The organism is Nocardia sp. NPDC050413 (assembly GCF_040655475.1).
GTDB lineage: Bacteria > Actinomycetota > Actinomycetes > Mycobacteriales > Mycobacteriaceae > Nocardia > Nocardia coubleae.
The window spans coordinates 606,627-630,786 of sequence record NZ_JBFAJZ010000002.1 but is presented as its reverse complement, the minus strand read 5'-3'; the positions used below and the strand labels follow the sequence as shown (position 1 = coordinate 630,786).

The window sequence follows — 24,160 nt, the reverse complement described above, 5'->3', positions numbered from 1 at the left end:
ACGAAATGGCCGACACCACCACCGCCGCCGCCCCTGTCGAGACCATCGGCGCCGACTTCTTCGACGACCCGCACGCCCACTACCGCCGCTGGCGCACCACCGGGCCGGTGCATCGGGTGCTGTTCCCCGACAATGTGATCCGCTGGATCGTCATCGGTCATGCCGAGGCGCGCGCCGCACTCGCCGACCCTCGGCTGCGCAAGGACACGGTGCGTGCCGACGAGATCCTGCGCGCCAAACGCGACGGCACCCCCACCGACGCCAACACCATGGTGCTGCTGCAGCACATGCTCAGCACCGACCCGCCCGAGCACACCCGCCTGCGCAAACTGGTGAACAAGGCGTTCACCACCCGGCAAGTGGCGGCTCTGCGTCCCCGCATCGAGGAGATCACCGAGAACCTCCTGGCAGCGATGGACGGCCACGACGAGGTCGACCTCATGCAGGTATTCGCCAATCCCCTTCCGGTGACGGTGATCTGCGAACTGCTCGGTGTTCCTTTCGACGACCGCGACGACTTCCAGGCGTGGACCCGGTCGCTGGTCGGGGTGGTCGGCGAGGAAGAGGGGCGGCCCGCCGCCGCCGCCGCGATGGCGGCGTACCTGTCGAGTCTGGTGCGCGCCAAGCAGTCCCGGCCCGCCGAGGATCTGCTGTCGCAGCTGGTGCTCGCCGACGAGGACGGCGACCGGCTCACCGACCGTGAACTGGTGTCGATGGCGTTCCTGCTGCTGGTCGCCGGGCACGAGACCACCGTGAACCTGATCGGCAACGGTGTGCACGCCCTGCTGCGTGAGCCCACCCAGTGGGCGGCACTGTGCGCCGACCCGGCGGGTGTGCCCGAGGCCATCGAGGAGTTCCTGCGCTTCGACGGGCCGGTCGACATGGCGACGCTGCGGTTCACCGCCGAGCCCGTCACCCTCGGCGGTGTCGAGATTCCGGCGGGTGAGATCGTGAACGTCGCCCTGGCGGCCGCCAACCGCGACCCCGCCCGATTCACCGACCCCGATACGCTCACCGTCGACGGGCCGACCTCGGGTCATCTCGCCTTCGGTCACGGCATCCACTTCTGCGTCGGCGCACCGCTCGCCCGCCTCGAGGCCGAGATCGCCTTCACCGCGTTGCTCCGGCGCTTTCCCGACCTACGTCTGGCGGACCCCGCCGCCACCATGCACTGGCAGACGAGCACGCTCATCCGCGGTCTGCTCGACCTACCGGTCCGGCTGCGGTGAGTCCTTCTGTCTCGTGGCTGCGCTCAGCCCTCGTCGCTGCGCCGAAGTCCGCGGGCACACACCGGGCGTAGCATCGGGACCGAGACGTCATCCGGGAGACAGGGGCCGATCATGCCGAAGAAGTTCGCCGCCGCGGCGCTGATCGTCTGTGCTGCGGCGGTGCCGGTACTCGCCGCACCGGCCGCCTCGGCCGAGATCCCCGGGCCGAACCGCACGACGGTCCACACGGGGTCCGGCGAGCTGGCCGACGCCATGGCCGGGCTCGTCCTCTGCCTCATCCAGCTGCCGCCCTCGGCGTCCGGCGACTCCGGGCAGGGCTGCCCGACCTGACCTACTGCCGGTAGGTGGCCAGGAAGCGGCCGATGCGTTCGATGATGGCCTCGAGTTCGTCGGCGTGCGGCAGGGTGACGATGCGGAAATGGTCGGGACGCGGCCAGTTGAAGCCGGTGCCCTGCACGATGTGCAGCTTCTCCTGCAGCAGCAGGTCGAGCACGAACTTCTCGTCGTCGTGGATGGGGTACATGTCCAGGTCGATGCGCGGGAAGGCGTAGAGCGCGCCCTTGGGTTTCATGCACGAGACACCGGGAATGGAGTTGAGCGCTTCCCACGCCCGGTCGCGCTGTTCGCGCAGTCGGCCACCCGGCAGAACCAGATCGTTGATGCTCTGGTACCCGCCGAGCGCGGCCTGAATGGCTTGCTGCGCGGGGACATTCGCGCACAAGCGCAGACCGGCCAGCATGGTCAGACCCTCGAGATAGCTCGCCGCGTGCTGAACGGGGCCCGACACCACGAGCCAGCCGGAACGCAGACCGGCGGCGCGGTAGTTCTTCGACAGGCCGGAGAAGGTCAGGCACAGCAGATCGGGGGCGAGCGAGGCGACGGCGGTGTGCTCCAGGTCGTCGTAGTAGATCTTGTCGTAGATCTCGTCGGCGAACACGACGAGGTTGTGCCTGCGGGCGATCTCGAGGATCTCCCGCAACACCTCCGGCGGGTACACCGCACCGGTCGGGTTGTTGGGGTTGATGAGGACGATGGCGCGGGTGCGGTCGGTGATCTTGGCGGTGATGTCGGCCAGGTCGGGATACCAGTCGGCGCCCTCGTCGCACAGATAGTGCACCGGGGTGCCGCCGTTGAGCGCGGTCGCGGCCGTCCACAGCGGGAAGTCGGGGGCGGGCACGAGGACCTCGTCGCCGTTCTCGAGCAGCGCAGTCATCGCCATCATGATGAGCTCGGAGACACCGTTGCCGAGGAACACCTGCTCCACGTCGACATCGGGCACGCCGAGCGTCTGGTAGTACTGCACCACCGCGCGCCGGGCCGAGAGCAGGCCCTTCGACGAGGTGTAACCGGTGGAGGCGGGCAGGGTTCGCACCATGTCCTGCAAGAGGTCCGGCGGCGCGTCGAACCCGAAGATCAGCGGATTGCCGGTGTTGAGCTTCACGACGTGATGCCCCTCGGCCTCGAGCCGGGCGGCTTCCTCGGCCACCGGACCGCGAATCTCGTACGACACTCCCGACAGCTTGCTCGACTGCTTGAACTGCATGGACTTCCCTCCGCGATGTGGTTGCCGCACACACTACTTGGTTTTTCCAAGATCTCACTTGGATTTTCCAAGTATCAGGTTAGAGTGATAGCCGTGTCACGCCGAAGCTACGACCACTACTGCGCCGTGAGCCGCGCGCTCGACCTCGTCGGGGACCGGTGGAGCCTGCTCGTTGTCCGCGAATTGTGTTCCGGCCCACGCCGTTACAGTGATCTGTTCGCCGACCTGCCCGGGATAAGCACCGATATGCTCGCGACCCGGCTCAAAGGGCTCGAGCGCGACGGTGTGCTCACCCACCACCGCAACGGAATGCGCTCGAGCTATGAGCTCACCGAACTCGGCCGGGGGCTGCGACCGGTGCTCGACGCGCTGGCCGGGTGGGGTGCGCCGCTGCTCGGGCAGCGCAATCCCACCGACGCGGTGCGCGCGCATTGGCTGGCGCTGCCCCTGGGCCGTGCCCTCGCCGAGGTCGTCGACGCAGGCACCGTCACCGTGCACATCGGCGACACCGTGCTGCACTACGTGCGCACCACCGAGGGCATCACCCATCACGACGGACCCGCACCCGCATCGGATCACGAACTGCGGCTCGACCTGGCCGAAGCCATCGATATCGCGACCGGTGCGCAGCCGCTGTCGCCGCGGGCGCTGTCACCCGCACGCTGACCCGCGCGAGCGCGGCCCGGCTGATCGACGCCGCGTCGAGGCGGTACCGCTAGGCCTCCGGACCGTTGACCACCGCGTACGCGAAACCGTCCCAGCCTTTGGCGCCGACGGTCTGGATCACCGTGGCGTCCAGGCTGGGTTCGGCGGCGAGCAGGTCGATGAGTTCGCGGCTGGCCCGCACGTTCGGGTCGTCGGAATGCTCGTCGGCGACAGCCCCGCCCCGCACCACATTGTCGACGATGATCACCGAGCCCGGGCGGGTCAGCCGCAACGCCCACTGCACATAGTTCGAGTTGTTCACCTTGTCCGCATCGATGAACACCAGATCGAACGGTTCGCTGCTGTCCTCAGCCACCTCGGGCAGCGTATCGAGGGCTGCCCCCACCCGGATATCGACGCGCTCCCCCACTCCGGCCCGGTCCAAATTCTCCCGCGCGACCTTGGCATGACGAGGCTCGAATTCCAAGGTCACCACGGTGCCACCCTCACCGACCGCCCGCGCGAGCCATTCGGTGCTGTACCCGCCGAGCGTGCCGATCTCGAGCACCCGACGCGCACGTGCGGTGCGCGCCAACAGGTTCAGCAGCTTCCCCTGCGGCGGCGACACATCGATCGCGGGCAGCCCCGCGGTGGCGTTCGCCTGCAGCGCGGGCACCCCCTCCTCCCCGACAAGCGCACTAACGAGATAACTGTCGACATCGGCCCACTCAGCACTGGTCATACCCGCAGTCTGCCACCATCCCCCACCGGACACCGGCACCTATTTCGCGGATTCCACCTCGGCGACCCCGCGCACCAACTGCACCGCGCTCTGCGCCATGGTCTTCGTCGACACCAGCGCCTCGGCCAGCTTGATCAGCATCTGCCACACCTTCATGGTGGCCAGCGAGATATCGGCCAGCGCGCGAGCGATGAGCGCGGGCGACGCGGTTCCGGCCGAGGCGATGAGGATCGCGGTCATCTCGAGCAGCATGCCCGCCAGACTGCTGAGGATCTCGACGACGATGCCGCGCACCGTTTCCACGATCGACTTCATCGCCTTGTCGCAGTCGGCGAGGATCTGCGACACGGCGGCCTTCTCGGCGATCGTGCTCGCCAGTTCGGTCGCTTTGGTGCGATAAGCCTCGGCGGCACAGCCCGTCCACTCGCCGATGCCGGTGTCGACGGCGGCGGCCAGCTGCCCGGCGGTGGTGGTGAGATGGTCGGCGATCTTCTTCCACGAATCCGAATACGCCTGGACCATATCGGGATTGCCGGTGATGGAGTCGAGCGACTTGCGCATCGGTTCCACATGTTCGAGCATCCAGCTCATCAGCTGTGAGCCGATGAAGTTGAACGGGTCGAACTTCGCCAGGGCCGAGGTGCCTTTGATGGCCTTGCCGAATGTCTGGACAGCGGAGGACCAGTCGGCCGCTGTCGATCCGGCCTTGGCGATGGCGTCGATCTTGTCGGTGGTCGACCCGCCGCCCGCGAAGGCGTTGTAGAGGCCGTACCCGTTCTCGATGGTGTCGCCCTGCAGGGTGCCTTTGAGGATGCCCGCGTCGGCCTCCGGCCCACCGCTCTTCTCCTCGATCCGCGGTACGCCCACGTTGCTGAACAGGAAATTGGTTTCCTGGTAGTAGGTGTCGCGGTAGTTGGTTCCGTCGGCCAGCAGGTCGTTGTCGGGTGCGGGCGCGTCGTCGAAGGTGTCGACGGTGCCGGGCAGCACCGAGTTCTCGTTGAGGAAGGTGCCGAGGGCGGTCGGTTGGTCGGCCATGCTCAGACGGTCCCCTCGATCTCGGCGGTGGTGGCTTTCAGCTGTCCGGCCCGGGTGGTGTCGCACGTTTCGAAGGTGTCGGCGGCGGTGCGCAACTTGCCCGGCATCGCCGCCACCAGGGCATCGAGTTCGGTGAGCCCGTCGACGATCTCGTCGTGCAGCGTGTTGAGGGTGATCACCGCGTACGGCTTCACCAGCAGGCCGTAGCCGTCGTCGGCGTGGGCCAGGTAGCTCGCCGCTTCGAGGGCGGAGGCCACCCCGCTCGCGACGCCGTCCACCGATCCGGCGTGCGTTCTGATCGCATTCGGGTCGACATTCACCACACCGGTCACGCTGACTCCCTCCTGAAGGCGAACCCGATCGAGGGCGCGCACCTGTCTCGAACTGATTGGACGCGGCACCACCCCATTCGGTTCCCCCGAATATTCGCCGCAGCCGAGATCGCGCTATTGCAGCCAGGATTTGCGCTGGTAGAAGAGATCTTCCTCGTCGGGTTCCACGGGCGCGACGACCCGGTCGCGGTCAGGTTTGCGGGCGGCGGGCACCTCGGGTTCGACGGGCGGCCACGCGGCGACCGGCGGCGGAGGCGGCGTGGCGGCGACGGGCGCATGCTCGGAATCGAGCGGATCGGGGAACCGTTCGGTGTACTGGCCGACGATCGCGGCCCCGGCCTCGTCGGCGCCGACGACGTCGTGCACCAGTCCGGAGACGCGGTCGCGCAGCCGGGCCTGGGCACGACGTGTGCAGGCCATCAGTTCGGTGGCGACGGCCGAGGGGTCCATGCCACGCACGCCGGCGGCCAGGGTGACGGCGGTGGTGCACCCGTTCGCATCGACCGTCACCGCGATCCGCCCGTCGGCCGAGGTGTCGGTGACACTCACGTCGGCCATCTTGGTGTGCAGTTCCTGATACCGCTGCGACTTGCGCTCGAGATCCTGCGCCCAGCGCGCCAGATCATCGGCGGCACCGGTCAGATCGTCCACGGCAACGGCCCCCTCCCGCCGGTTCGCCCGGCACGTGACGCGAGGCGACCGATACCCGCCCCGCTCGGATCGCGCCGAGATTACCCCAGGCCGCCGACGCCCGGCGGCGGGCCCTCAGAACAGGAAGTAGCGCTGGGCCATGGGGAGTTCGGTGGCGGGGGCCTCGGTCCAGACCTCGCCGTCGACGCGGACGGTGAAGGTGTCGGGGTCGACTTCGATGCGTGGCATGGCGTCGTTGTGGGGCATGTCGGTCTTGGTGACGCGGCGAACGTTTTTGACGGGCACCAGTTTTCGGCGGACGTCGAGCCGGTCGGCCAGACGGTCGTCGATGGCCTGCTCGGAGACGAAATGCAGGGAGGTGGCGGCCGCGGCGGGGGCGGCGGCACCGAACATCGGGCGCGGCAGGACGGGTTGGGGGGTGGGGATGGAGGCGTTGGCGTCGCCCATCGCGGCCCAGGCGATCATGCCGCCCTTGAGGACCGCGTGCGGTCGGACGCCGAAGAACGCCGGTTCCCACAGCACCAGATCGGCCAGTTTGCCGACTTCCACCGAACCGATCTCGTCGTCGAGTCCGTGCGCAACAGCCGGGCAGATCGTGTATTTCGCGATGTAGCGCTGGACGCGGGCATTGTCGGCGGCGCCGTCGCCCGGCAGCGCACCGCGACGGCCCTTCATCACGTGTGCCGTCTGCCAGGTGCGCAGCACCACCTCACCGATGCGGCCCATGGCCTGGGAATCCGAGCCGATCATGGAGATGGCACCCAGGTCGTGCAGCAGGTCTTCGGCGGCGATCGTCGAGGGCCGGATGCGGGATTCGGCGAAGGCCAGGTCCTCGGGGATCGACGGGCTCAGGTGGTGGCACACCATCAGCATGTCGAGGTGTTCGTCGAGGGTGTTGACGGTGTGCGGGCGGGTGGGGTTGGTCGAACTGGGCAGCACGTTGAGATGCGAAGCGACCGTGATGATGTCGGGTGCGTGGCCGCCGCCCGCGCCTTCGGTGTGATAGGCGTGGATGCCACGGCCCGCGATGGCGGCGAGGGTGTCCTCGACGAAGCCCGCCTCGTTCAGGGTGTCGGAGTGCAGCGCCACCTGCACGCCCGCCGCGTCGGCGACGGAGAGGCAGGCGTCGATGGCGGCCGGGGTGGAACCCCAGTCCTCGTGCAGTTTGAAACCCGATGCGCCGCCACGCAATTGCTCCCACATGGATTCCTGGCTCACCGTGTTGCCCTTGCCCAGCAGCACGATGTTCAACGGCCAGTGGTCGAGCGATTCCAGCATCCGGGCAAGGTGCCAGGAACCGGGGGTGACGGTGGTGGCCTTGGAACCCTCGGCCGGGCCGGTGCCGCCGCCGATGAGGGTGGTGATGCCGCCGCCGAGGGCCTCCTCCATCAGCTGCGGGCAGATGAAGTGCACATGGCAGTCGATGGCGCCCGCGGTGAGGATGCGGCCGTTGCCCGCGATGATCTCCGTCGCCGGACCGACGACGAGGTCGGGGTGCACGCCCGACATGGTGTCGGGGTTGCCCGCCTTGCCGATTCCGCAGATACGGCCGTCGCGGATGCCGACGTCGGCCTTGATGATGCCCCAGTGGTCGACGATCACCACCCCGGTGATGACCGTGTCGGGTGCGCCGTCGGCGCGGGTGGCGCGCGACTGCCCCATCGACTCACGCAGCACCTTGCCGCCGCCGAAGACCGCTTCCTCACCCGCCAGTCCCGGTCCGCCGCACCGGTCTTCGGTGATCTCGATGAGCAGGTCGGTGTCGGCCAGGCGGATCCGGTCGCCGGTGGTCGGGCCGAACAGTTCGGCGTAGCGGGCGCGGCTGAGTTCGGTCATCGGCTCTCTCCCGGAAGCTGCGGCGAAACGGCGTGCGGTGTTCGGTTGCGCTCAGCCATCGAGACGGCCGGGTGCGTCGGCGTTGATCCCGTAGACCTCGCGGGTGCCACCGAGCGGAACGAGCGAAACCCTTTGCGGCAGACCCGGTTCGAACCGGACAGCCGTGCCCGCCGGAATATCGAGGCGGTGTCCGTAGGCGGCGGATCGGTCGAAGTCGAGCGCGGCGTTGGCTTGCGGGAAATGGACGTGACTGCCCACCTGCACGGGACGGTCACCGGTATTGACCACGTCCAGTTCCACGCGCGTCGCGCCCGCGTTCAGTTCGATCGTGCCCTCGGCACACAGGTATTCACCGGGAATCATGGTCTCATCCGATCGGGTGGTGCACGGTGACGAGTTTGGTCCCGTCCGGGAAGGTCGCTTCGACCTGAACGTCGTGGATCATCTCCGGCACGCCGACCATCACGTCGTCCCTGGTGAGCACCTGGCGCCCCGAGGACATCAGTTCCGCGACGGTCCGCCCGTCCCGCGCGCCCTCGAGCACGTGGTCGGTGATGAGCGCGACCGCCTCGGGATGATTGAGCTTGAGCCCCCTGGCCTGCCTGCGCCGCGCCAGCTCGGCCGCGTAACTCAGCAGCAGCCGTTCCTGCTCGTGCGGCGACAGTCGCATCGGGGTTCTCCTCGGCGGATCGTGGTCGGTGAGCGACATTCTGGCACGTGCGTGCCCCCGCGGGTCGCCCACCGACGCCGTGACCTGGGACGAACCCGGCTCGATTAACGAGAAGTTAACGAAGCGCCGGCATCGGCACTCTCGCCGCCGACGCGCTCGACCCGGCAGCGGATCATCGCAGGGAATGGAGATCAGGCCGCCAGGTTCTGCAGGCGCACTTGTCCGCGAGCGACCAGGCGGCCCTCGGCGTCGGTGATCACCACGACCCACAACTGCTGGCTGCGGCCGCGGTGGATCGGGGTGGCCTCGCCGGTGAGGGTGCCCTCGCGCACGGCGCGCAGGAAGTCGGTGTTGTTGTTGACGCCGACCACCTGACCGCGCTCACCGAACCAGACACTGGCGCCGACGCTGGCGAGGGTTTCGATCACCGTGCAGTAGACGCCGCCGTTCTGAATGCCCGCGGGCTGGTGCAACTGGGGGCGCACCTCCCATTCGCCGCGCACGCGGTCGGCGGAGACCTCGGTGAAGCGCATGCCGATGAGGTCGGTGAAGGTGCCTTCGCTCATCTTGGTCATCAGCTCGGGGGTGATATCAGCCCACGACAGGGGATTTTCGCTCATACCGTCCGGTTTACACCATCAGAAATCCGGCGTCGCCACCGGGAAAACGAAGCGGCGGACCCCGTTACGAGAACGGAGCCCGCCGCGGCAGGAACGAGGGGGTCGACCGCAGCCCTCGGGACCACCGGCTCATCCATACGCCACGATGAGCATAGGTCAGGCTTACCTAAGTGGTCAAGTGGCTGCCCGAATGCGACGCGCCGGTAGCGATATCCAGGGCTTGCTCAACACAATCGCAATACTCCATGATCGTTCACACCTCTATGTTCCGAGGCTTGTGTCGATGGTGAAAGCTCATGTTCTGGGCGTACGACGACCAGGGGGTGGGCGCGGCGAGAGAGGCAAGATTTCGTGAGTAGTAGTCGTATTCCCCGGTGGGCCGCGTGCGCGGCGATGTGTGCGGCGGTGGCCGGTACCGCGCTCGCCGCACCCGTGCAGGCCGAACCACTGTGGCCCGGTGGGCCCGATATCCCCGGCGTGCCCGCCATCGTTCCCGCGCCCGAACCGGAACCGGTGGTGGCGCCGTGCAGCGAGAAGGCCCGCGCGTGCCTGCAGCTGTCCACCAACAACGCGTGGCTGATGGACAACGGCAAGGTGACCTACGGTCCCACCCCGATGTCGCACGGCCGCCCCGGTTACGAAACCCCGCCGGGCACGTTCAAGGTGGCGTTCAAGAAGCCGTTCCACTGGAGCACCCTGCACAACGCGCCCATGGAATACGCGATCTTCTTCAACGGCGACATCGCCTACCACATCGGACCCACCGAGGAGCAGTCCCACGGCTGCATCCGCCTGACCCCCGACGGCGCCAAGGCGCACTACGAGTGGCTCGAGCCCGGCGACATCGTCGAAGTGGTTCCCTGATCGTCCGCTGAGGGGAGGCCAGTCGTGGCCTCCCCTCGTTCGGGGGAACGCCATCAGCCCGGGCGAGACGCACCCGTCTCGGCGGTGCCGATATTCGGGAGGGTGCGCAATTGTCTGCGTGAGGTGACGCCCAGTTTGCGGAAGATGTTGCGAAGGTGGGCGTCGACCGTGCGTGGGCTCAGGAAGAGCTGGGTCGCGACTTCCTTGGAGGTGGCGCCCGTGGCCACGAGGCGGGCGATGTGCAGTTCCTGCATGGTGAGCTGTTCGTAGGTGGGGGCGGTGCGGCTGCGGGCTTGTTCGCCGGTGGCGCGCAATTCGTCGGCGGCTCGGCGGGCGAAGGCGGACATGCCGAGCGTGGACAGTGCGTCGTGGGCGATGCGCAGGTGTTCCCGCGACTCGCGTCGGCGGCCCTCTCGGCGTAACCATTCGCCGTAGAGCAGGTGGGCCCTGGCCCGGCTGGGGCGCACGGCGGCGGCGTCGAGATGGTCGAGGGATCGCCGGTAGTCCTCTTCGCGATCGGAGACCAGGGCCGCCGCGTAGGCCGCCACGCCCGAGCTCCACAGGGTGCCTGCTGCCTCGGCCCGTTCGGTGAGTTCGGCCAGGGCGGTTTCGGCCAGGTCGCGCTCGCCGGTGCGCACCGCCGCCTCCACCAGTTCGGGCAAGGTGACGGCAGTCAGGAACAGGGCGCGGTGATCGGTGACCCGGCGGGCGGCAGCCAGCGCGGCGGCGTAATCGCCTTCGGCGTTGTTCGACACCGCTCGCGCCCAGTAGACATTGGCGAGCAGATGCTCCTCACCCCTGGTCCGCGCGGCGTCCAGCGCCGCCGTGCCGAGCTCGTCCACCTCGGCGCGGCGACCGCGAAGAGCGGCCAGTTGCAGACGCGGATACAACTGCGCTTCGGCGCCGAACGCGTCGGCCACCGCCGCTTCTTCGGCGATAGCGGCTTCGGCCGCGGCGAAATCTCCCGCGTGCACCCCGGCCGTCGCGAGCTGGGTCAACCCCAGCCGCAGCAGGAAGGGCGATCCCGAATCCCGGCCTTCTCGCAGGAGCCAGGAGGTGATGCGGGCATGCGCGTCCAGGTCCCACAGCTCACCGGCGAGGATGACACCCAGCGCCGGATGACGGTCCCACACCGCGTCGTGATCGTGCGCGAGGACCGGCCGCAGCAGCGCGGCAGCTCCCCGGTGATCGTCCACGGCCAGCTTGAGCACGCCGTCGAGCACCGCGTCCGCCGCATCGGCGGGAGCGGGTGCGGGTGGCGCGGTGCGGGCGGCCTCGACGACCATGTCCATGACACCACTGGACCGCCCCGCGTTCAGCGCCATCTCGAGTGCGTCGAGCAGACAGTCACGTGACCGGCGCGGGTCGGCGTCGGCCAGGCGACGCGCGGCGCGCAGCATCAGGCGTGGTCCGTCGCCGTCCGGGTGCCGCAGGACGGCGAGCCTGCCGCGGAATTGGTCCAGGCGCGCGCGGTGCGCGTCGTCGAGGGACTCGTTGTCGAGAGTCGCCAGCAGTTCGCCCGCCGCGTCGATGTCGCCTGCCACCATCTGAGCCGCCACGGCGGCGAAGGTCCGTTCCAGGCGGTGAACCGGGTCGCGGGTCAACGCCGCCGCCTGTGCCAGGAACGCCGCCGATGCCGCTACCCCACCCCGGGCTCGGGCCCGTGCCGCGGACTCGACCAGTTCGGCGGCGACCTCGTCGTCGGGACCGATACACGCCATCGCGCGATGCCAGGCTCGCCGATCGGGATCGGTGGCCTGGTCGGTCGCACCGGCCAACAGGCGGTGGACCGAGCGGCGCAGCTCGGGGTCGGCCGCGCGGTAGACCACCGACCGAGCCAGTGGATGCGAGAACCGCACGCGAGCACCGAATTCCGCTATCCCGCCGACATCGACGGCGGTGGACAGGTCGGTGCCGGACCGCTCGGCCGCCGACCACAGCAGGGCCGGATCGCCGGTCGGGTCGGCACTGGCGATGGTGAGCAACAACCGCTCGGGCGCGGGCAATTGCGCCAACCTCGCCCGGAAGCCGGCCTCGATGACAGCGGTGACCGGGTATTCGTCGGGGCGCGCGTAGCCACCGGCCACGTGCGCGCTGCGCGGCAATTCGACCAGGGCCAGCGGGTTTCCCCGCGCTTCGGTCAGAATCCGCTCGCGCACAGCCGAATCCAGCGGGCCGCGAACGGCGCGTGCCAGCAGCGCGCGTGCCTCGGCGTCGGCGAGCGGAACGAGGTCCGAATTCGGCAGAACATCGAAGGGGGTTGCCCTGGTGGACGATCGGGATCCGATCAGCACCGCGATCGGCTCCGCGCCGATCCGGCGGCACACGAACGACAGAACTTGCGCCGAGGCCTCGTCGACCCATTGGGCATCGTCGATCACGCACAGCAGTGGTTGGTCGGTTGCCACCGCGACCAGCAGGTCGAGCGTCGCCACACCGATGCCGAACAGATCGGGCGCGGCGGCGGTGAGACCGAAGGCACCTTCGAGCGCCTGACGACGTGGCTCGGCGAGGTCGCGCACCTGTTCGAGGACGGGGCGACACAGCTGATGCAGGACCGCGAACGGCAGTTCCCGCTCGAACTCGGCGCCGTTCGCCTGCAGTACCCGGAAGCCGGTGGCCGACCGCACACCCTCCGCGAGCAATGCCGACTTGCCCGCGCCCGGTCCCCCGCGCAGCACCAGTGCGGTGCCCGACCCCGAGCGAGCTGCCGAGAGCAGGTCGGCGATCCGGCGGATGTACTCGTTCCGACCGATCAGTCCGGTATCCGCCGCCATGGCGGGCAGTGTATCGAGATGTCCGTTTCCGGACGCGGGTGGCCACGGTTACCGAGGCGGTCCGAATAGGTGATTTCTGCCGACGCGAAGCACCGGGGCGCCGGGAGAAGCTCGTCTCGACACCGAAACCGACCGGAGGGAAACCCCATGATCACCACGATCGACACCACGGCACCCGTCGTCGCCGACCACGCCATCATCATCGACGCGCCCCTGCGGCGGGTGTGGGACCTGCACACCGACATCGCGGGCTGGACCACCTGGCAACCCGACATCACCGCGGCCGCCGTCGACGGTCCCCTCCGGCCCGGAACCGTGTTCCGCTGGAGCACTTTCGGTCTCGACATCGAGTCGACCGTCTACTCGGTGGACGAGACGCACCGCATCGTGTGGGGCGGTCCGGCGCAGGGGATCACCGGCGTGCACGTGTGGACCTTCACCGAGCAGGACGGCGGCGTACGGGTGCGCACCGAGGAGTCCTGGGACGGCGAACCCATCCGCGCGGATGTCGAGGGCATGCGCGCGGCCCTCGACGGCGCACTGATCTCGTGGCTGAGCCACCTCAAGCGCACCGCCGAACAGATCTGACGCCACGCACCGAACACGAGGAGACCACCATGAGCGCCCCACCGATCGTGGACGCCCCTTCCCGCGCCGCCCGCGCGACAGTGCTCGCCGCCGCGATGCTCACCATCATGGCCCCGGCGGTGATCGCACCCAGTCTGCCCGCCATGCGCGAGGTGTTCGCGGATGTGCCGGGGTCGGACGTGCTGGTACGACTGGTGCTCACCATCACCTCGCTGGCGATCGGCCTCAGCGCACCGCTGGCCGGGATCATCGCCGACCGTGCCGGACGCAAACCGGTACTGGTGGGGAGCCTGGCGCTGTACGCCGTCGCCGGGGTGGCGGGCTACTTCGTGGACTCCCTCGGCGTGCTGCTGGTGACCCGTGCGGTTCTCGGGATCGCCGTCGGCGGTGTCATGACGGCGGTCGGCGCCACCGTCACCGATTGGTTCGAGGGCCCGAAACGGGCGTCGTTCCTCGGATTGCAGCAGGCGTTCGCCGGTATCGGTGGAGTGGTCTTCCTGCCGCTGGCCGGAGCGCTCGCCGCCACCGGTTGGCGAGCACCGTTCTGGATCTACGCCGCGTCGGCCGCCATCCTGCCGTTCGCGGTCCTGATGCTGCGAGAAACGCCGCGCCACACCACGTCCGGTGCCCACGACAGGCCGCGGGGACGGGTGAGCAAGCCGATCATCGGGATCTACCTGCTCGCGTTCCTGGTGACCCTGGCGTTCTACATGGCACCCACTCAGCTGCCGTTCCTGTTGACCGAGCTGGGCAGCGGACCGGCCGTCGTCGGTGCTGTCGTCGCCGCGACCACACTCAGCAGCGTCGTCGGCGCACTTCTCTTCCCGACGCTGCGAAACCGCTGGAGCACAGGCGTTCTCACCGCAGGCAGCATCGGCCTCCTCGGTACGGGCTGGGTGCTCGTCGGTACCACGACGACGGTGGCGCAAGTCCTCGCCGGACTGCTGGTCGGCGGCTTCGGTCTCGGCGTCGCCGTACCCAACTTGAACCTGCGCCTCGGCGACCTCACCTCCCCGGCAGACCGTGGACGTGTCCTCAGCGGGCTCGTCACCGGGATCTTCCTCGGCCAGTTCCTCTCACCGCTGGTCCTGCAACCCCTGATCGACGTCGCCGGTATCGGCGGCGCGTTCCTCTGGACCGGCATCACCATGACCGCGGGCGCGGCACTCGCCGTCCCGCTCAACCGACAAGGAGTACGACCATGATCTACCACGGCAACCGTTTCACCCTCCGCGCCGACGCGAGCCCCGAAGCCGTCGAAGCGGCCCTCGAGAGCCTGCGCAACCAGGGCCGGGTCATCCCCTCCGTGCAGTCCTTCGTCGTCGGCCGCGACTTCGGTGGTGAATACGAGTGGGGCGCCGTCTTCGCCATCGAGGATCTGGCCGGCTACTGGGAGTACTTGATCCACCCCGCGCACCGCGAGACCGACCGGGTGGGACTGCCCCTCGTGGAGAAGTTCGCGTCCTTCGACATCACCGACGACGCCGACCCGGAGATGGCGGCCAAGATCGCCGAACTCCACCAGCGCCGCTACGACAGCGACCCGGAACTGACGAAACTCGTCTCCGACCTGGACGAATACAGCGGTAGCGCCGCACCGGGCGCCCACGGCGAGAAGTAGGTTTCCACACTGCGGAAGGGTGTGTGCTCACGGGCACACACCCTTCCGCCGTGCCGAGCGTCAGCTCTCGTCCGCCCGCGCGACCGACACGGCCAGGGCGTCGAACAGCCACAGGTGGGCGGCGCCGGAAGTGACCGGTTCGCCGGTGAGGGCGGTGGTGAGGCGCCAGTAGCGGCGGACGCGGTGGGCGGCGGTGGGGGCGGCGCGGAGCAGTCGGGCGCGGAATTCGGGGGTGTCCCGTTCGGCGCGGACGGTGGCGTGGGCATGTACGTAGTGGTCGAGTTCGGCGCCGGGACGCGGTGGTTCGCCGACAGCGACCAGCGGGGCAGCCGTGAGACAGGCCTGGGCGACGGACAGCAACAGGGCCTTTTCGTCACGCACTCCCGGAACCGCGCTGTGCCGGACGGTCTCGAACATCGCTGCCTTCAGCCGCGGATCTCGCACGGCGGCAACCAGTTCGGCGTAGGTCAGCAGATACTGCGGGTCGGCATCGGTCGGCGGGCGCGGCACATTCATGTCGATGAAGTCGTGCAGTACGGGTGAGGGCAGTGGGGCGAGCTGACGCCGCCAGAAGCCGACCAGCACGTCGTGCGCGGCACGCGGATCGGCAACGGCGGAAACCAGATCCACCGCGACGCCGACCTCGCCGGAAGTTCGGGACACCGCTGTCAGCAGCGCCTCGCGGCGACGCAGCGCGGCGAGTTCGCCGGCGAGGGCTTCGCGTTCGGCGGCGATCACGTCCGACAAGGCGCGCGTGCCGGCGAGGACCTCGGCGACAGCGGCCAAGCCGATTCCCAGGGCGCGCAGGCGGCGCAGCAGGTTCAACCGGTCGACCGCATCCGGGCCGAATGTCCGATGCCCGGTCGACGTGCGCTCGGCAGCCAGCAACCCTTCGTCGCAGTAGTAGCGGACGGTGCGCACTGCGATGCCGGTTCTCGCCGCGAGTTCACCGATCGTCAGACGTGTGTTGTGCGTCACATCTCCTGGCACCTCCACCTCGGTGGAGCTCCTACGGTACCGACGACATCGACCGAAGGAGACATGATGACAATCGAACGACCTGGCGCGGACACCGTCTGGCGGCGCGTGGCCGAGGAGCGCACCACACTGGTCGACCTGCTGGCCGGGCTCGACGAATCCGAGTGGGACACAGCGTCGCTGTGCGCGGGATGGCGCATTCGCGACGTGATTGCCCATCTGGTGCTCGCGACCCGGTTCACGCTCGCGACGATTGTGGTGGAGCTGGTGCGGGCGCGGGGAAACATCGATCGGCTCATCCACGACAGTGCCGTTCGGTACGCCGACCGGACGACCACCACGGAACTGCTCGCGCAGCTGCGGGAAACGATCGGGTCGCGCGCGACGCCGATCGGCACGACGCCGCTCGACCGGTTGATGGACCTGCTCGTACACGGCCAGGACATCGCCGTGCCGCTCGACATCGAGCGGGTCATGCCGCCGGAGCCCGCGCAGTGGTCGCTGGAGCGGGTATGGGCGATGGGAGCGCCGTTCCACGCGCCCGAGCGGCTCGCCGGATACCAGCTGTGCGCGACCGACACCGGATGGACAGCAGGATCGGGGGCGGTGGTCACGGGCACTGCTGCGGAGTTGCTGATGCTCGTCACCGGCCGCGCCGAATGCCCGGCCACCGGCGGACGGGTGCTGCTGCCCACCACCGGTGGCGGACAGGGGGATTGACGTGGCTCGCCGACGGAAGGGCGACGCGTGACAAGCCTTGTGTGTCGCCACAGGTCACAGCATCAGCGGTAGTGACGTTCGCCAACCCGGCGAGATACTTTCCGTCGGAAAGAATTCGGGATGAATTGTCCGGATCCGCCAATAATCGGATGACGAGAAATGGGCAGCGGCTACGTTACCGGCATCACGGCGGGCGACCGCCGCTGATGCAGATCCGAAAATGCCGCAAGGAGAACTGATATGGGTTCACTCACCGAATTGATGATGGCAGGAATTGCGGGACTGGGTTCCGCCGCCGAAGGAGACGGTTTGCTCGCCGTGTTCCTCGGCTCCGTCGAAGCCTTCTTCCCGTAATCGATCACCTATTCCTGAAAGGAGAACACCATGGGATCTCTCTACGAACTGCTGCAGACCGGCGCGGCCAGTCTCAGCGAGGGCGCGCTGCCCTTCGTCCAGGCACTGATCACGGCCAGCGGCGGCACGCCGTCACCGGGTAAGTAGCGATCAGGCGAGCGGGTCGGGAGCGGGCCGACGAGTCCCCTCCGGCCCGTTCACAACACCAGCGCGAGTTACCTTGCAATAGCTGAAATGCATCACTGCCCAACGGCCGGAGAACGCCGCCGGGAACGATCGCGCCGAGGCATAACCCTGAAAGCAGGGGCTTGCGCGTCCACCTGGCAACACCCGTTCGACGCACCCGCACCGCACTTCCCCCGGGCCCGACAGGGCATCCAGCACCGCACACTCCAACCGGCAACGCTCACAGGCGCCACACCGAAGCTCACCGCACCACCGCAGTTCACAGCAGAAAAAAGCCCCCTTGACACCCTTTCCGCGTACATCAGTGTTCACTGCCAAACGGCCGATAACTGTGCCAGACAGTGGCAGTAACCACAGGTCACACCTAGTGTCGGCGCACCCCGTCGGCAATCCACAAGTTGATTCCGCACGGAAGAAAAATATGAACAGTTCGAGCGGAGTGAAACATCGGGTTGCCACACCTTGAGTGGCGGGTTACGTTACCGGCGTCACATCGAAGCCTGGTGTGGCCACAACGCAAGGAGAGATACATGGGCTCGTTGAGTGAGCTTCTGACCGCGGCCATCGCGGGACTCGGTTCGGCTGCCGAAGGCGACGGTCTGCTGGCCGTCTTCCTCGGTTCGGTGGAGGCCTTCTTCCCGTAATCCGGCCGTCCGGTCACCCGGCTCGCCCGTTGACGCGAGCCTGATTCACCCATCACCACCAGGAGAAACACATGGGATCCCTCTACGAACTGCTGGAGACCGGCGCAGGCAGCCTCAGCAATGCCGCGTTGCCCTTCGTGCAGGCGCTCATCTCGGCGAGCGGCGGCACGCCGACGCCCGGCAAGTAGCCCTCAGCTCTGTCACGGGGGCCGGCCCACCGGCCGGCCCCCGGTCGCTCTTCGAGAAGTCAGCAGGCTCGTACCACCGATGAACACACCCGCATTCCGCACCCTCCTCGCCGCGGCCTGTGCCGCCGCCCTGGCCACCGCTCCCGTGCTCGCCGACGGCCCGCGGGCGACCGCCGCGCCCGGTGCCCACCTGGTGAGCCGTGGTCAGACCGGCCAGACCGCCGAGATCAGCGTCTATTCGCCGTCGATGGATCGCACCATCGCGCTGCGCGTGCTCCGCCCCGCCGACACCGCGACTCCCGCCCCGACGCTGTACCTGCTCAACGGTGCGGGCGGCGGCGAGGATTCGGCCAACTGGGCAGGTCAGACGAATGCGGCCGAGTTCTTCGCCGGTAAGCACGTCAATGTCGTGATGCCGATGGAAGGGGCGTTCAGCTACTACACCGACTGGCAGCAGCCCGATCCCGGACTGGCGAAGAACCTGAAGAACAACGGCGTCAACAAGTGGACGACCTTCCTCACCCAGGAGTTGCCGCCGGTGATCGACGCGGCCTTCGGCACCACGGGCGTGAACTCGCTCGCGGGCATCTCGATGGCGGGCAGTTCGGTGCTCGACCTGGCCATCCAGGCCCCGCAGCTCTACCGGAGCGTCGCCTCCTACAGCGGCTGCGCGATGACGAGCGACCCGGTGGGCCGTGAGTTCGTCTCGCTGGTGGTCCGCCTCGGCGGCGGCAAGGTGGAGAACATGTGGGGGCAGGCAGGCGATGCCGCCTGGCGCGAGCACGACCCGTATGTGCAAGCGCATCGGTTGCCCGATATCCCGATCTATATCGCCGCCGGAAGTGGATTGCCGGGCGTGCACGACACCCTCGCGAATCCGCGGGTACATGTCGAAGGAAAAAACCCCGCGTCCATTCTGCAGAATCAAATGCTCGTCGGCGGCGGAATCGAAGCGGCGACCATGTATTGCACCGCGCAAATGGCCCAGCGGACACGCGAACTCGGGCGTACGAATATCACCTACAATATGCGCGCGACCGGAACTCATTCATGGGGTTATTGGGAAGACGACTTGCACGCTTCCTGGCCGATGATGGCGACGGCGCTCGGCCTGTGAGCACCTTGCGGGTACGCCCCGGGCGGTTGGCTCCGCGCGACGCTGTGTTCGTCTACGACGAGACCGACCGGCACCTCTCCCACATCGTCGCGGTCTACTGCTTCGCCGACGACGGCACCGTGCCCCTGAACACGCGCGAGGTTCGCGAGTGGGCGCGGGCTCGCCTCGGCCATTCCCCCTTGTTCCATCGCCGCCTGCGCCGCACCCCCTTCGACCTCGATCTGCCGTATTGGGTGCCCGCTCCGGTGGCGAATATGGCCGATCATGTCTTCCTCGACGCGCCGGGTAGCTGGCCCGCCGCACAGGCGCGAATCGCCGAACTCGCCTCGGCGAGAATGGATCTCGTCAAGCCGCCGTGGGAGATCCATGTCCTGGACCGGGTACGTGAGGTGCCGGGGATCGGGACGGCGACGGTGGTGGTGCTCAAACTCCACCACAGCGTCTGCGACGGGGTCGCGACCCGCGAACTCGAGGCGAAGCTGTTCGGCGACGCGCCCGCCCCCGAGGTCGAACTCGGGGGCGACGACCTGATCGGCGCAGCCGTGCGGACCGCCACCACTGTGCTCACCGCCCCCGCACGATTCGCCCTCGGCATGGTCCGGACCCGGGCGCCCGGCGACGCCGGCGCGGTGACCCAGCAACCCGTGACCCGCTTCAACCGCGATATCCACGCACCACTGACCATGGATGTCGTCACCCTGCCGATGACCGAGGTCCGCGTGGTGCAGGCCGCGTGCCCCGCCCGTGTCACCATCAACGACCTGATGCTGACCACCGTGTCGGGCGCGCTCGCGGCGTATCTGGCCGAGCACGACGAGACACCCGAGGCCTCCCTCGCGGCCATGGTTCCGATGTCGATGCGCGGTGTGGCGCAGTGGGATTCGGTGAACCAGCTCACCCAGATGTTCGTCGATCTGCACACCGACATCGACGACCCGGTGCGGCGGCTGCTCGCGATCGGGGAATCGGCGAAGCGGGCCAAGGCCACCGCCACCGACCCGGCCACCCTGCGCACCGAGTCGCGCGTGGAGACCGCGCCCGCACTGCTGCTGCGAGCCGCGGGCTGGGCGCGCACCCTGCGCCGGTTCGACGCGGTGACCTCAGTGCCGTTGAGCAACACCACGATCAGCAATGTGCCACCGGTCCGCGACGACCTACGGTTCGCCGGACGGCCGCTGGCGCGCGTGCTCGGTGCGCTGCCGATCCACGACGGCGACGGCCTGCGTCATCTCATCACCTCGCAGGGCGCGGAACTGGCCATCACCGTCACCACTAATGCCGTGATGATGCCGGACCCCGAGCACTACGGCGATCTGCTGCTGAGCTCGTTCCGCAGGCTCGCCGACGCCGTGACCGCGCGGGATGCCGTCGGCTAGTCCGGCGGTTCCTGCGCACCCTCGTCGGTCTCGGCGACATCGGGGGCGACTTCGCGGGTGGCCATGCCACCGTCCTTGCCCTCGTCACGGGGGCCAGGTCGTCCACCTTTCGGTTCGGCGGTGTCGTCGTCGCGGTCGCGTGGTGTGGTCATGAGCTTCCTCCTCTGCGGGTCCTCGGCTGGCTCTACCCGTTTTTCCGCATCCACACCACCGCGGGCACGAATCGCGTTCACCACGGCCAGCACCGCGCCCAGACCGACGAGGATCAGCCCGCGCGCCCAGACCTCACCGTCGATGCGGGTGAACAGGAACAGGCACGACGCCAGGCCGAGCAGGGGCACGACGGTCGGAATCCGGAAGTGTCCCGGTTCGCCCGGTTCGCGGCGCAACACCAGCACCGCCGCGTCGACGGCACCGAAGACGAACAGCAGCAACAGCACCAATGTCGCTGCCAGCGAATCGACTTCGCCGGTCAGTGCCAGCAGCAACGACACCGACGAGGTCGCCAGGATCGCGACCCAGGGTGTGCGTCTGCCGGGCAGGACCCGGGCGAGCGCGGACGGTAGAAGACCGTCGCGGGCCATGCCGTACGCCAGCCGCGAGGACATGATGCCGGTGAGCAGGGCTCCGTTGGCGACCGCGACCAGCGCGATCACGCTGAACAACCAGTCGGGCACCTCCCCCGCCACCCGCACCACCTCGAGCAGTGGGCCGCTCGACTCCGCCAGCTTCTCGGTGGGCACCGCCGCACTGGCGACCACACCGATCAGCGCGTACACCACCCCGGCGGTGAGCAGCGCACCGAACAGCGCCGTGGGGTAGGACCGGCGTGGATCCTTCACCTCCTCGGCCAGATTCACCGAGGTCTCGAACCCGACGAACGAATAGAACGCCAGCACCGAGCCCGCCAGCACCGCACCGACCGCACCCTGTTCGGCGGTGCCCACCTGGGTGAGGCGGCTCAGGTCGGCGTCACCGCGCAGCATCACCCACAGGCCGAGTCCGATGATGAGCAGCAACCCGCCGACCTCGACCAGCGTGGCTGCCACGTTGGCGCCCAACGACTCCCGGATGCCGCGAATGTTGAGTGCCGCGAGCAGCACGAGGAACACCACGACCACCACCACGACGGGCACCGAGACCAGCGCCTGCAGATAGTCCCCCGCGAACGCCCTGGCCAGCGCACCCACCGACACCACACCGGCGGCGAGCATGCAGAAACCGACGAACGACCCGGCCGCGGGCCCGAACGCCCGGGTGACATAGTGCGCCGACCCACCCGCCCTCGGGAACTTCGTCGCGAGTTCCGCATACGAACCGGCGGTGAGCGTGGCCAGCACCAGCGCGATGACGAGCGGCAACCACACGGCGCCACCGGACTCCCGGGCCACCGAACCGACCAGCACGTACACCCCGGCGCCCAGAATGTCGCCGAGGATGAAGAAGTACAGCAGCGGCGTGGTGACAGCCCGCTTCAGGACAACGGTCATGCGGAACCTATACCCGCGACCGCGCCGGTGAAGCGCGCGACGCGCTCAGCGTTGCAGCACGCTGCTGCGCCGCACGGGCAAACCACGCTCCTCGAAGGCGGTGAGCAGCAGCTGGCCACGACGCGCCGCGGCGGCGGGATCGGTGCGTGCCAGATCGGGCACGTAGGTGGCCGCACCGACGACGGATTCACCGACCAGCGGCCAGAACCGGCGCGCGGGCAGACCCGAGCAGCGGGTGAGCACCGACTGCAACGGGATCAGCGACGACGCGCTGCGCTGCACCAGCCACACCGCCATCGCCGCCTCGCAGGGCAGTGCGACGGTGCCGGGCTCGGCGGCCTGCGGATCACCGTCGACGACGCGAATCGTGGTGTCGGACAAGCCCGCCCAGTCGATACCGCCGTCGTTGTCGTGGTGGATCCAGAGGTTGTCGCGCCCCGGATCCCAGGCCTGCGCCGACATCACGAACAGCGCGGTGACCCGGCCGACGACGGCGTGGATGAGCGCGGTCGCCACCACCTCGGCGGCGATCTCGTCGTTGATCATCTCCGCGGCGTGCCTGCGGTACATCAGTTCGACGCGGCCCTCGGACAACCCGTTCGGGACATGCCACCATCGCCGTTTCCCCTGTCCGGCCATCGCCGCCACGGCATAGACCCGCGGATGCTCCGGTTGCAGGGCTTGCAACCGCGCACAGGCGCGATCGAACGCGAGAGTGGTGCTGGTCGTGGTGGTGGTGACGGGCTCGGGCATCGAACCTCCTCGAACGGTTGGTTCCCGTGACGATGATGTCTCGGAACATAGGTTAGGCTTACCAGACTTCACAAGTCGTGTCCGGTTTCGAGGCAGGAGAAGTTCGTCGCCGTGATCCACCCTGGCACCGTCAGACGCCGTCGTCTGACCGGGCTTGCCCTGCTCGCTGTACTGCTCACCGTGGCAGTGGTCGCCAGCATCGCCATCGGCACCCGCTCGCTCGCACCGTCCACGGTGTTCGACGCCGTCACCCACGCTCTCGGCTGCGACGGCGGCCCGTTCCGATGCCCGGCCCGCTCCACCGCCGAGGAAATCGTGCGTGAGCTGCGTCTCCCGCGCACCGCGTTGGCCCTCATCGCCGGAATGGCGCTGGGGGTCGCGGGCGCGCTCATCCAGGGGTATACCCGGAATCCGCTAGCTGATGCCGGATTGTTAGGACTGAATGCGGGCGCCGGCTTCCTGGCGGCGCTCAGCATCTATCTGTTCGGCTTCACCGCGCCGGGTCAATACATCTGGTTCGCCTTCGCCGGGTCGGCGATCGCGGGACTGATCGTGTTCGGCGTCTCCTCTATCGGCGGCGGCAAGGCCAGCCCGTTGAGCCTGGTGCTCGCCGGTGCGGCGGTCACCGCGTTCCTGCAGGCGATGACCAACGCCGTCGTCGTGCTCGACAACGCGGCGCTCGACACCTATCGGTTCTGGGTGGTCGGCACGGTCAACGGCCGCGAGGCCGACGTGTTCTGGCAGGTACTGCCGTTCCTCGTGATCGGCCTCGGCATGGCCCTGGCCGCCGCCCCGGCCCTGAACCTGCTCGGTCTCGGCGACGAGGTGGCCCGCGGCCTCGGTGTCGACATCGGCCGGGCGCGCGCGTTCGGACTGGTTGCGGTGGTGCTGCTCAGCGGTGCGGCCACCGCGGCGGTCGGGCCGATCGCGTTCCTCGGGCTGGTGGTCCCGCATATCGCTCGCATCGTCACCGGACCCGACAACCGGTGGCTGATCCCCTACTCGGCCCTGCTGGGCGGACTGTTGCTGCTGGCGGCCGATATCACCGGCCGCGTCGTCGCCCGGCCCGGTGAGCTCCAGGTCGGCGTGATGCTGGCGGCGCTTGGCGCACCGTTCTTCATCGCCCTCGTGCGCCGCAAGAAGCTGGTGACGCTGTGAGCGCCGGCATCGACACGACCGCCGATCTGCGCAAGGTGCGTCC

24 protein-coding genes are annotated in these 24,160 nt (G+C 68.5%); 11 read left to right on the top strand and 13 right to left on the bottom strand.

The window, feature by feature from the left end; all coding sequences use genetic code 11:
• The first annotated feature begins 5 nt into the window (after positions 1 to 5).
• Both AB0I19_RS08940 and AB0I19_RS08935 read left to right on the top strand, forming a co-directional pair.
• The gene (locus tag AB0I19_RS08940; protein ID WP_067491934.1) at positions 6 to 1,229 is read left to right on the top strand and encodes a cytochrome P450; all 1,224 of its coding nucleotides are present in this window, start codon (positions 6 to 8) and stop codon (positions 1,227 to 1,229) included.
• Positions 1,230 to 1,340: 111 nt separating this feature from the next.
• Positions 1,341 to 1,559 (top strand): hypothetical protein, encoded by a 219-nt coding sequence (locus AB0I19_RS08935; protein WP_357146311.1) that lies wholly within the window; start codon positions 1,341 to 1,343, stop codon positions 1,557 to 1,559.
• A 1-nt stretch (position 1,560) separates the two neighbouring features.
• Here AB0I19_RS08935 and AB0I19_RS08930 read toward each other — a convergent pair whose 3' ends face one another.
• Entirely contained in the window at positions 1,561 to 2,772 is a 1,212-nt protein-coding gene (locus AB0I19_RS08930) for a pyridoxal phosphate-dependent aminotransferase (protein ID WP_357146308.1), read from the bottom strand.
• Positions 2,773 to 2,865: 93 nt separating this feature from the next.
• On the opposite strand from AB0I19_RS08930, the gene AB0I19_RS08925 reads away from it, so the two are divergent.
• Positions 2,866 to 3,438 carry a helix-turn-helix domain-containing protein gene (locus tag AB0I19_RS08925; RefSeq protein ID WP_357146305.1) on the top strand — a complete coding sequence of 191 codons (573 nt, stop codon included), beginning with the start codon at positions 2,866 to 2,868 and terminating at the stop codon, positions 3,436 to 3,438.
• A gap of 49 nt (positions 3,439 to 3,487) precedes the next feature.
• On the opposite strand, the gene AB0I19_RS08920 is transcribed toward AB0I19_RS08925, so the two are convergent.
• From AB0I19_RS08920 to AB0I19_RS08885, 8 genes are all read right to left on the bottom strand, one after another.
• Positions 3,488 to 4,159 (bottom strand): O-methyltransferase, encoded by a 672-nt coding sequence (locus tag AB0I19_RS08920; protein ID WP_357146303.1) that lies wholly within the window; start codon positions 4,157 to 4,159, stop codon positions 3,488 to 3,490.
• A 39-nt stretch (positions 4,160 to 4,198) separates the two neighbouring features.
• The gene (locus AB0I19_RS08915; RefSeq protein WP_357146300.1) at positions 4,199 to 5,194 is read right to left on the bottom strand and encodes a hypothetical protein; all 996 of its coding nucleotides are present in this window, start codon (positions 5,192 to 5,194) and stop codon (positions 4,199 to 4,201) included.
• A 2-nt stretch (positions 5,195 to 5,196) separates the two neighbouring features.
• A complete protein-coding gene (locus tag AB0I19_RS08910; protein ID WP_357146297.1) occupies positions 5,197 to 5,526 on the bottom strand; it encodes a type VII secretion target in 330 nt (109 codons plus the stop codon).
• Positions 5,527 to 5,640: 114 nt separating this feature from the next.
• Entirely contained in the window at positions 5,641 to 6,177 is a 537-nt protein-coding gene (locus AB0I19_RS08905; protein ID WP_357146294.1) for a YbaB/EbfC family nucleoid-associated protein, read from the bottom strand.
• Positions 6,178 to 6,291: 114 nt separating this feature from the next.
• Positions 6,292 to 8,013 carry an urease subunit alpha gene (locus AB0I19_RS08900; RefSeq protein WP_357146291.1) on the bottom strand — a complete coding sequence of 574 codons (1,722 nt, stop codon included), beginning with the start codon at positions 8,011 to 8,013 and terminating at the stop codon, positions 6,292 to 6,294.
• A 51-nt stretch (positions 8,014 to 8,064) separates the two neighbouring features.
• Positions 8,065 to 8,376, bottom strand: coding sequence for an urease subunit beta (locus AB0I19_RS08895; protein WP_357146288.1), 312 nt, complete (start codon positions 8,374 to 8,376; stop codon positions 8,065 to 8,067).
• A gap of 4 nt (positions 8,377 to 8,380) precedes the next feature.
• Positions 8,381 to 8,683, bottom strand: a complete 303-nt coding sequence (locus AB0I19_RS08890; protein ID WP_067491980.1) for an urease subunit gamma — start codon at positions 8,681 to 8,683, stop codon at positions 8,381 to 8,383.
• Positions 8,684 to 8,874: 191 nt separating this feature from the next.
• On the bottom strand, positions 8,875 to 9,303 hold the full coding sequence (locus AB0I19_RS08885; protein ID WP_357146285.1) for a PaaI family thioesterase: 429 nt from the start codon (positions 9,301 to 9,303) through the stop codon (positions 8,875 to 8,877).
• A 351-nt stretch (positions 9,304 to 9,654) separates the two neighbouring features.
• On the opposite strand from AB0I19_RS08885, the gene AB0I19_RS08880 reads away from it, so the two are divergent.
• Complete coding sequence (locus tag AB0I19_RS08880; RefSeq protein WP_357146282.1) at positions 9,655 to 10,167, top strand: L,D-transpeptidase; 513 nt, start codon at positions 9,655 to 9,657, stop codon at positions 10,165 to 10,167.
• A 53-nt stretch (positions 10,168 to 10,220) separates the two neighbouring features.
• Here AB0I19_RS08880 and AB0I19_RS08875 read toward each other — a convergent pair whose 3' ends face one another.
• Positions 10,221 to 12,944, bottom strand: a complete 2,724-nt coding sequence (locus tag AB0I19_RS08875; protein ID WP_357146279.1) for an AAA family ATPase — start codon at positions 12,942 to 12,944, stop codon at positions 10,221 to 10,223.
• Between the two features lie 147 nt (positions 12,945 to 13,091).
• On the opposite strand from AB0I19_RS08875, the gene AB0I19_RS08870 reads away from it, so the two are divergent.
• The 3 genes from AB0I19_RS08870 to AB0I19_RS08860 are packed head-to-tail and all read left to right on the top strand — an operon-like array spanning position 13,092 to position 15,153.
• Positions 13,092 to 13,532, top strand: coding sequence for an SRPBCC family protein (locus tag AB0I19_RS08870; RefSeq protein WP_357146276.1), 441 nt, complete (start codon positions 13,092 to 13,094; stop codon positions 13,530 to 13,532).
• Positions 13,533 to 13,561: 29 nt separating this feature from the next.
• Positions 13,562 to 14,737, top strand: coding sequence for an MFS transporter (locus tag AB0I19_RS08865; RefSeq protein ID WP_357146274.1), 1,176 nt, complete (start codon positions 13,562 to 13,564; stop codon positions 14,735 to 14,737).
• A complete protein-coding gene (locus AB0I19_RS08860) occupies positions 14,734 to 15,153 on the top strand; it encodes a Dabb family protein (RefSeq protein WP_357146272.1) in 420 nt (139 codons plus the stop codon). Before AB0I19_RS08865 ends, AB0I19_RS08860 begins: the two co-directional genes overlap by 4 nt.
• A 60-nt stretch (positions 15,154 to 15,213) precedes the next feature.
• Here AB0I19_RS08860 and AB0I19_RS08855 read toward each other — a convergent pair whose 3' ends face one another.
• Complete coding sequence (locus tag AB0I19_RS08855; RefSeq protein WP_357146269.1) at positions 15,214 to 16,131, bottom strand: MerR family transcriptional regulator; 918 nt, start codon at positions 16,129 to 16,131, stop codon at positions 15,214 to 15,216.
• A gap of 66 nt (positions 16,132 to 16,197) precedes the next feature.
• Here AB0I19_RS08855 and AB0I19_RS08850 point away from each other — a divergent pair, with 66 nt between their 5' ends.
• The 3 genes from AB0I19_RS08850 (at position 16,198) to AB0I19_RS08840 (ending at position 20,716) form a co-directional block, all read left to right on the top strand.
• The gene (locus AB0I19_RS08850) at positions 16,198 to 16,851 is read left to right on the top strand and encodes a maleylpyruvate isomerase family mycothiol-dependent enzyme (protein ID WP_357146266.1); all 654 of its coding nucleotides are present in this window, start codon (positions 16,198 to 16,200) and stop codon (positions 16,849 to 16,851) included.
• 1,451 nt (positions 16,852 to 18,302) lie between these two features.
• On the top strand, positions 18,303 to 19,340 hold the full coding sequence (locus AB0I19_RS08845) for an alpha/beta hydrolase family protein (protein ID WP_067491912.1): 1,038 nt from the start codon (positions 18,303 to 18,305) through the stop codon (positions 19,338 to 19,340).
• Positions 19,337 to 20,716, top strand: a complete 1,380-nt coding sequence (locus tag AB0I19_RS08840; protein ID WP_357146262.1) for a wax ester/triacylglycerol synthase family O-acyltransferase — start codon at positions 19,337 to 19,339, stop codon at positions 20,714 to 20,716. The genes AB0I19_RS08845 and AB0I19_RS08840 overlap by 4 nt, the downstream gene beginning before the upstream one ends.
• Here the strand turns inward: AB0I19_RS08840 and AB0I19_RS08835 are convergent.
• Positions 20,713 to 22,206, bottom strand: coding sequence for an APC family permease (locus AB0I19_RS08835; protein WP_357146259.1), 1,494 nt, complete (start codon positions 22,204 to 22,206; stop codon positions 20,713 to 20,715). The two genes, AB0I19_RS08840 and AB0I19_RS08835, sit on opposite strands and share 4 nt — an antisense overlap.
• Positions 22,207 to 22,251: 45 nt before the next feature.
• Entirely contained in the window at positions 22,252 to 22,959 is a 708-nt protein-coding gene (locus tag AB0I19_RS08830; RefSeq protein WP_357146256.1) for a hypothetical protein, read from the bottom strand.
• 111 nt (positions 22,960 to 23,070) lie between these two features.
• Between AB0I19_RS08830 and AB0I19_RS08825 the strand changes: the two genes are divergently transcribed.
• A complete protein-coding gene (locus AB0I19_RS08825) occupies positions 23,071 to 24,117 on the top strand; it encodes an iron ABC transporter permease (protein ID WP_357146254.1) in 1,047 nt (348 codons plus the stop codon).
• The last annotated feature ends 43 nt before the right edge of the window (positions 24,118 to 24,160 follow it).

Excerpts from the sequence above, each read along its gene's own strand:
- AB0I19_RS08940 (WP_067491934.1), top strand. The coding sequence starts at position 6 with ATGGCCGACACCACCACCGCCGCCGCCCCTGTCGAGACCATCGGCGCC.
- AB0I19_RS08935 (WP_357146311.1), top strand. The coding sequence starts at position 1,341 with ATGCCGAAGAAGTTCGCCGCCGCGGCGCTGATCGTCTGTGCTGCGGCG.
- AB0I19_RS08930 (WP_357146308.1), bottom strand. The coding sequence starts at position 2,772 with ATGCAGTTCAAGCAGTCGAGCAAGCTGTCGGGAGTGTCGTACGAGATT.
- AB0I19_RS08920 (WP_357146303.1), bottom strand. The coding sequence starts at position 4,159 with ATGACCAGTGCTGAGTGGGCCGATGTCGACAGTTATCTCGTTAGTGCG.
- AB0I19_RS08915 (WP_357146300.1), bottom strand. The coding sequence starts at position 5,194 with ATGGCCGACCAACCGACCGCCCTCGGCACCTTCCTCAACGAGAACTCG.
- AB0I19_RS08900 (WP_357146291.1), bottom strand. The coding sequence starts at position 8,013 with ATGACCGAACTCAGCCGCGCCCGCTACGCCGAACTGTTCGGCCCGACC.
- AB0I19_RS08895 (WP_357146288.1), bottom strand. The coding sequence starts at position 8,376 with ATGATTCCCGGTGAATACCTGTGTGCCGAGGGCACGATCGAACTGAAC.
- AB0I19_RS08890 (WP_067491980.1), bottom strand. The coding sequence starts at position 8,683 with ATGCGACTGTCGCCGCACGAGCAGGAACGGCTGCTGCTGAGTTACGCG.
- AB0I19_RS08885 (WP_357146285.1), bottom strand. The coding sequence starts at position 9,303 with ATGAGCGAAAATCCCCTGTCGTGGGCTGATATCACCCCCGAGCTGATG.
- AB0I19_RS08875 (WP_357146279.1), bottom strand. The coding sequence starts at position 12,944 with ATGGCGGCGGATACCGGACTGATCGGTCGGAACGAGTACATCCGCCGG.
- AB0I19_RS08870 (WP_357146276.1), top strand. The coding sequence starts at position 13,092 with ATGATCACCACGATCGACACCACGGCACCCGTCGTCGCCGACCACGCC.
- AB0I19_RS08865 (WP_357146274.1), top strand. The coding sequence starts at position 13,562 with ATGAGCGCCCCACCGATCGTGGACGCCCCTTCCCGCGCCGCCCGCGCG.
- AB0I19_RS08860 (WP_357146272.1), top strand. The coding sequence starts at position 14,734 with ATGATCTACCACGGCAACCGTTTCACCCTCCGCGCCGACGCGAGCCCC.
- AB0I19_RS08850 (WP_357146266.1), top strand. The coding sequence starts at position 16,198 with ATGACAATCGAACGACCTGGCGCGGACACCGTCTGGCGGCGCGTGGCC.
- AB0I19_RS08845 (WP_067491912.1), top strand. The coding sequence starts at position 18,303 with ATGAACACACCCGCATTCCGCACCCTCCTCGCCGCGGCCTGTGCCGCC.
- AB0I19_RS08835 (WP_357146259.1), bottom strand. The coding sequence starts at position 22,206 with ATGACCGTTGTCCTGAAGCGGGCTGTCACCACGCCGCTGCTGTACTTC.
- AB0I19_RS08830 (WP_357146256.1), bottom strand. The coding sequence starts at position 22,959 with ATGCCCGAGCCCGTCACCACCACCACGACCAGCACCACTCTCGCGTTC.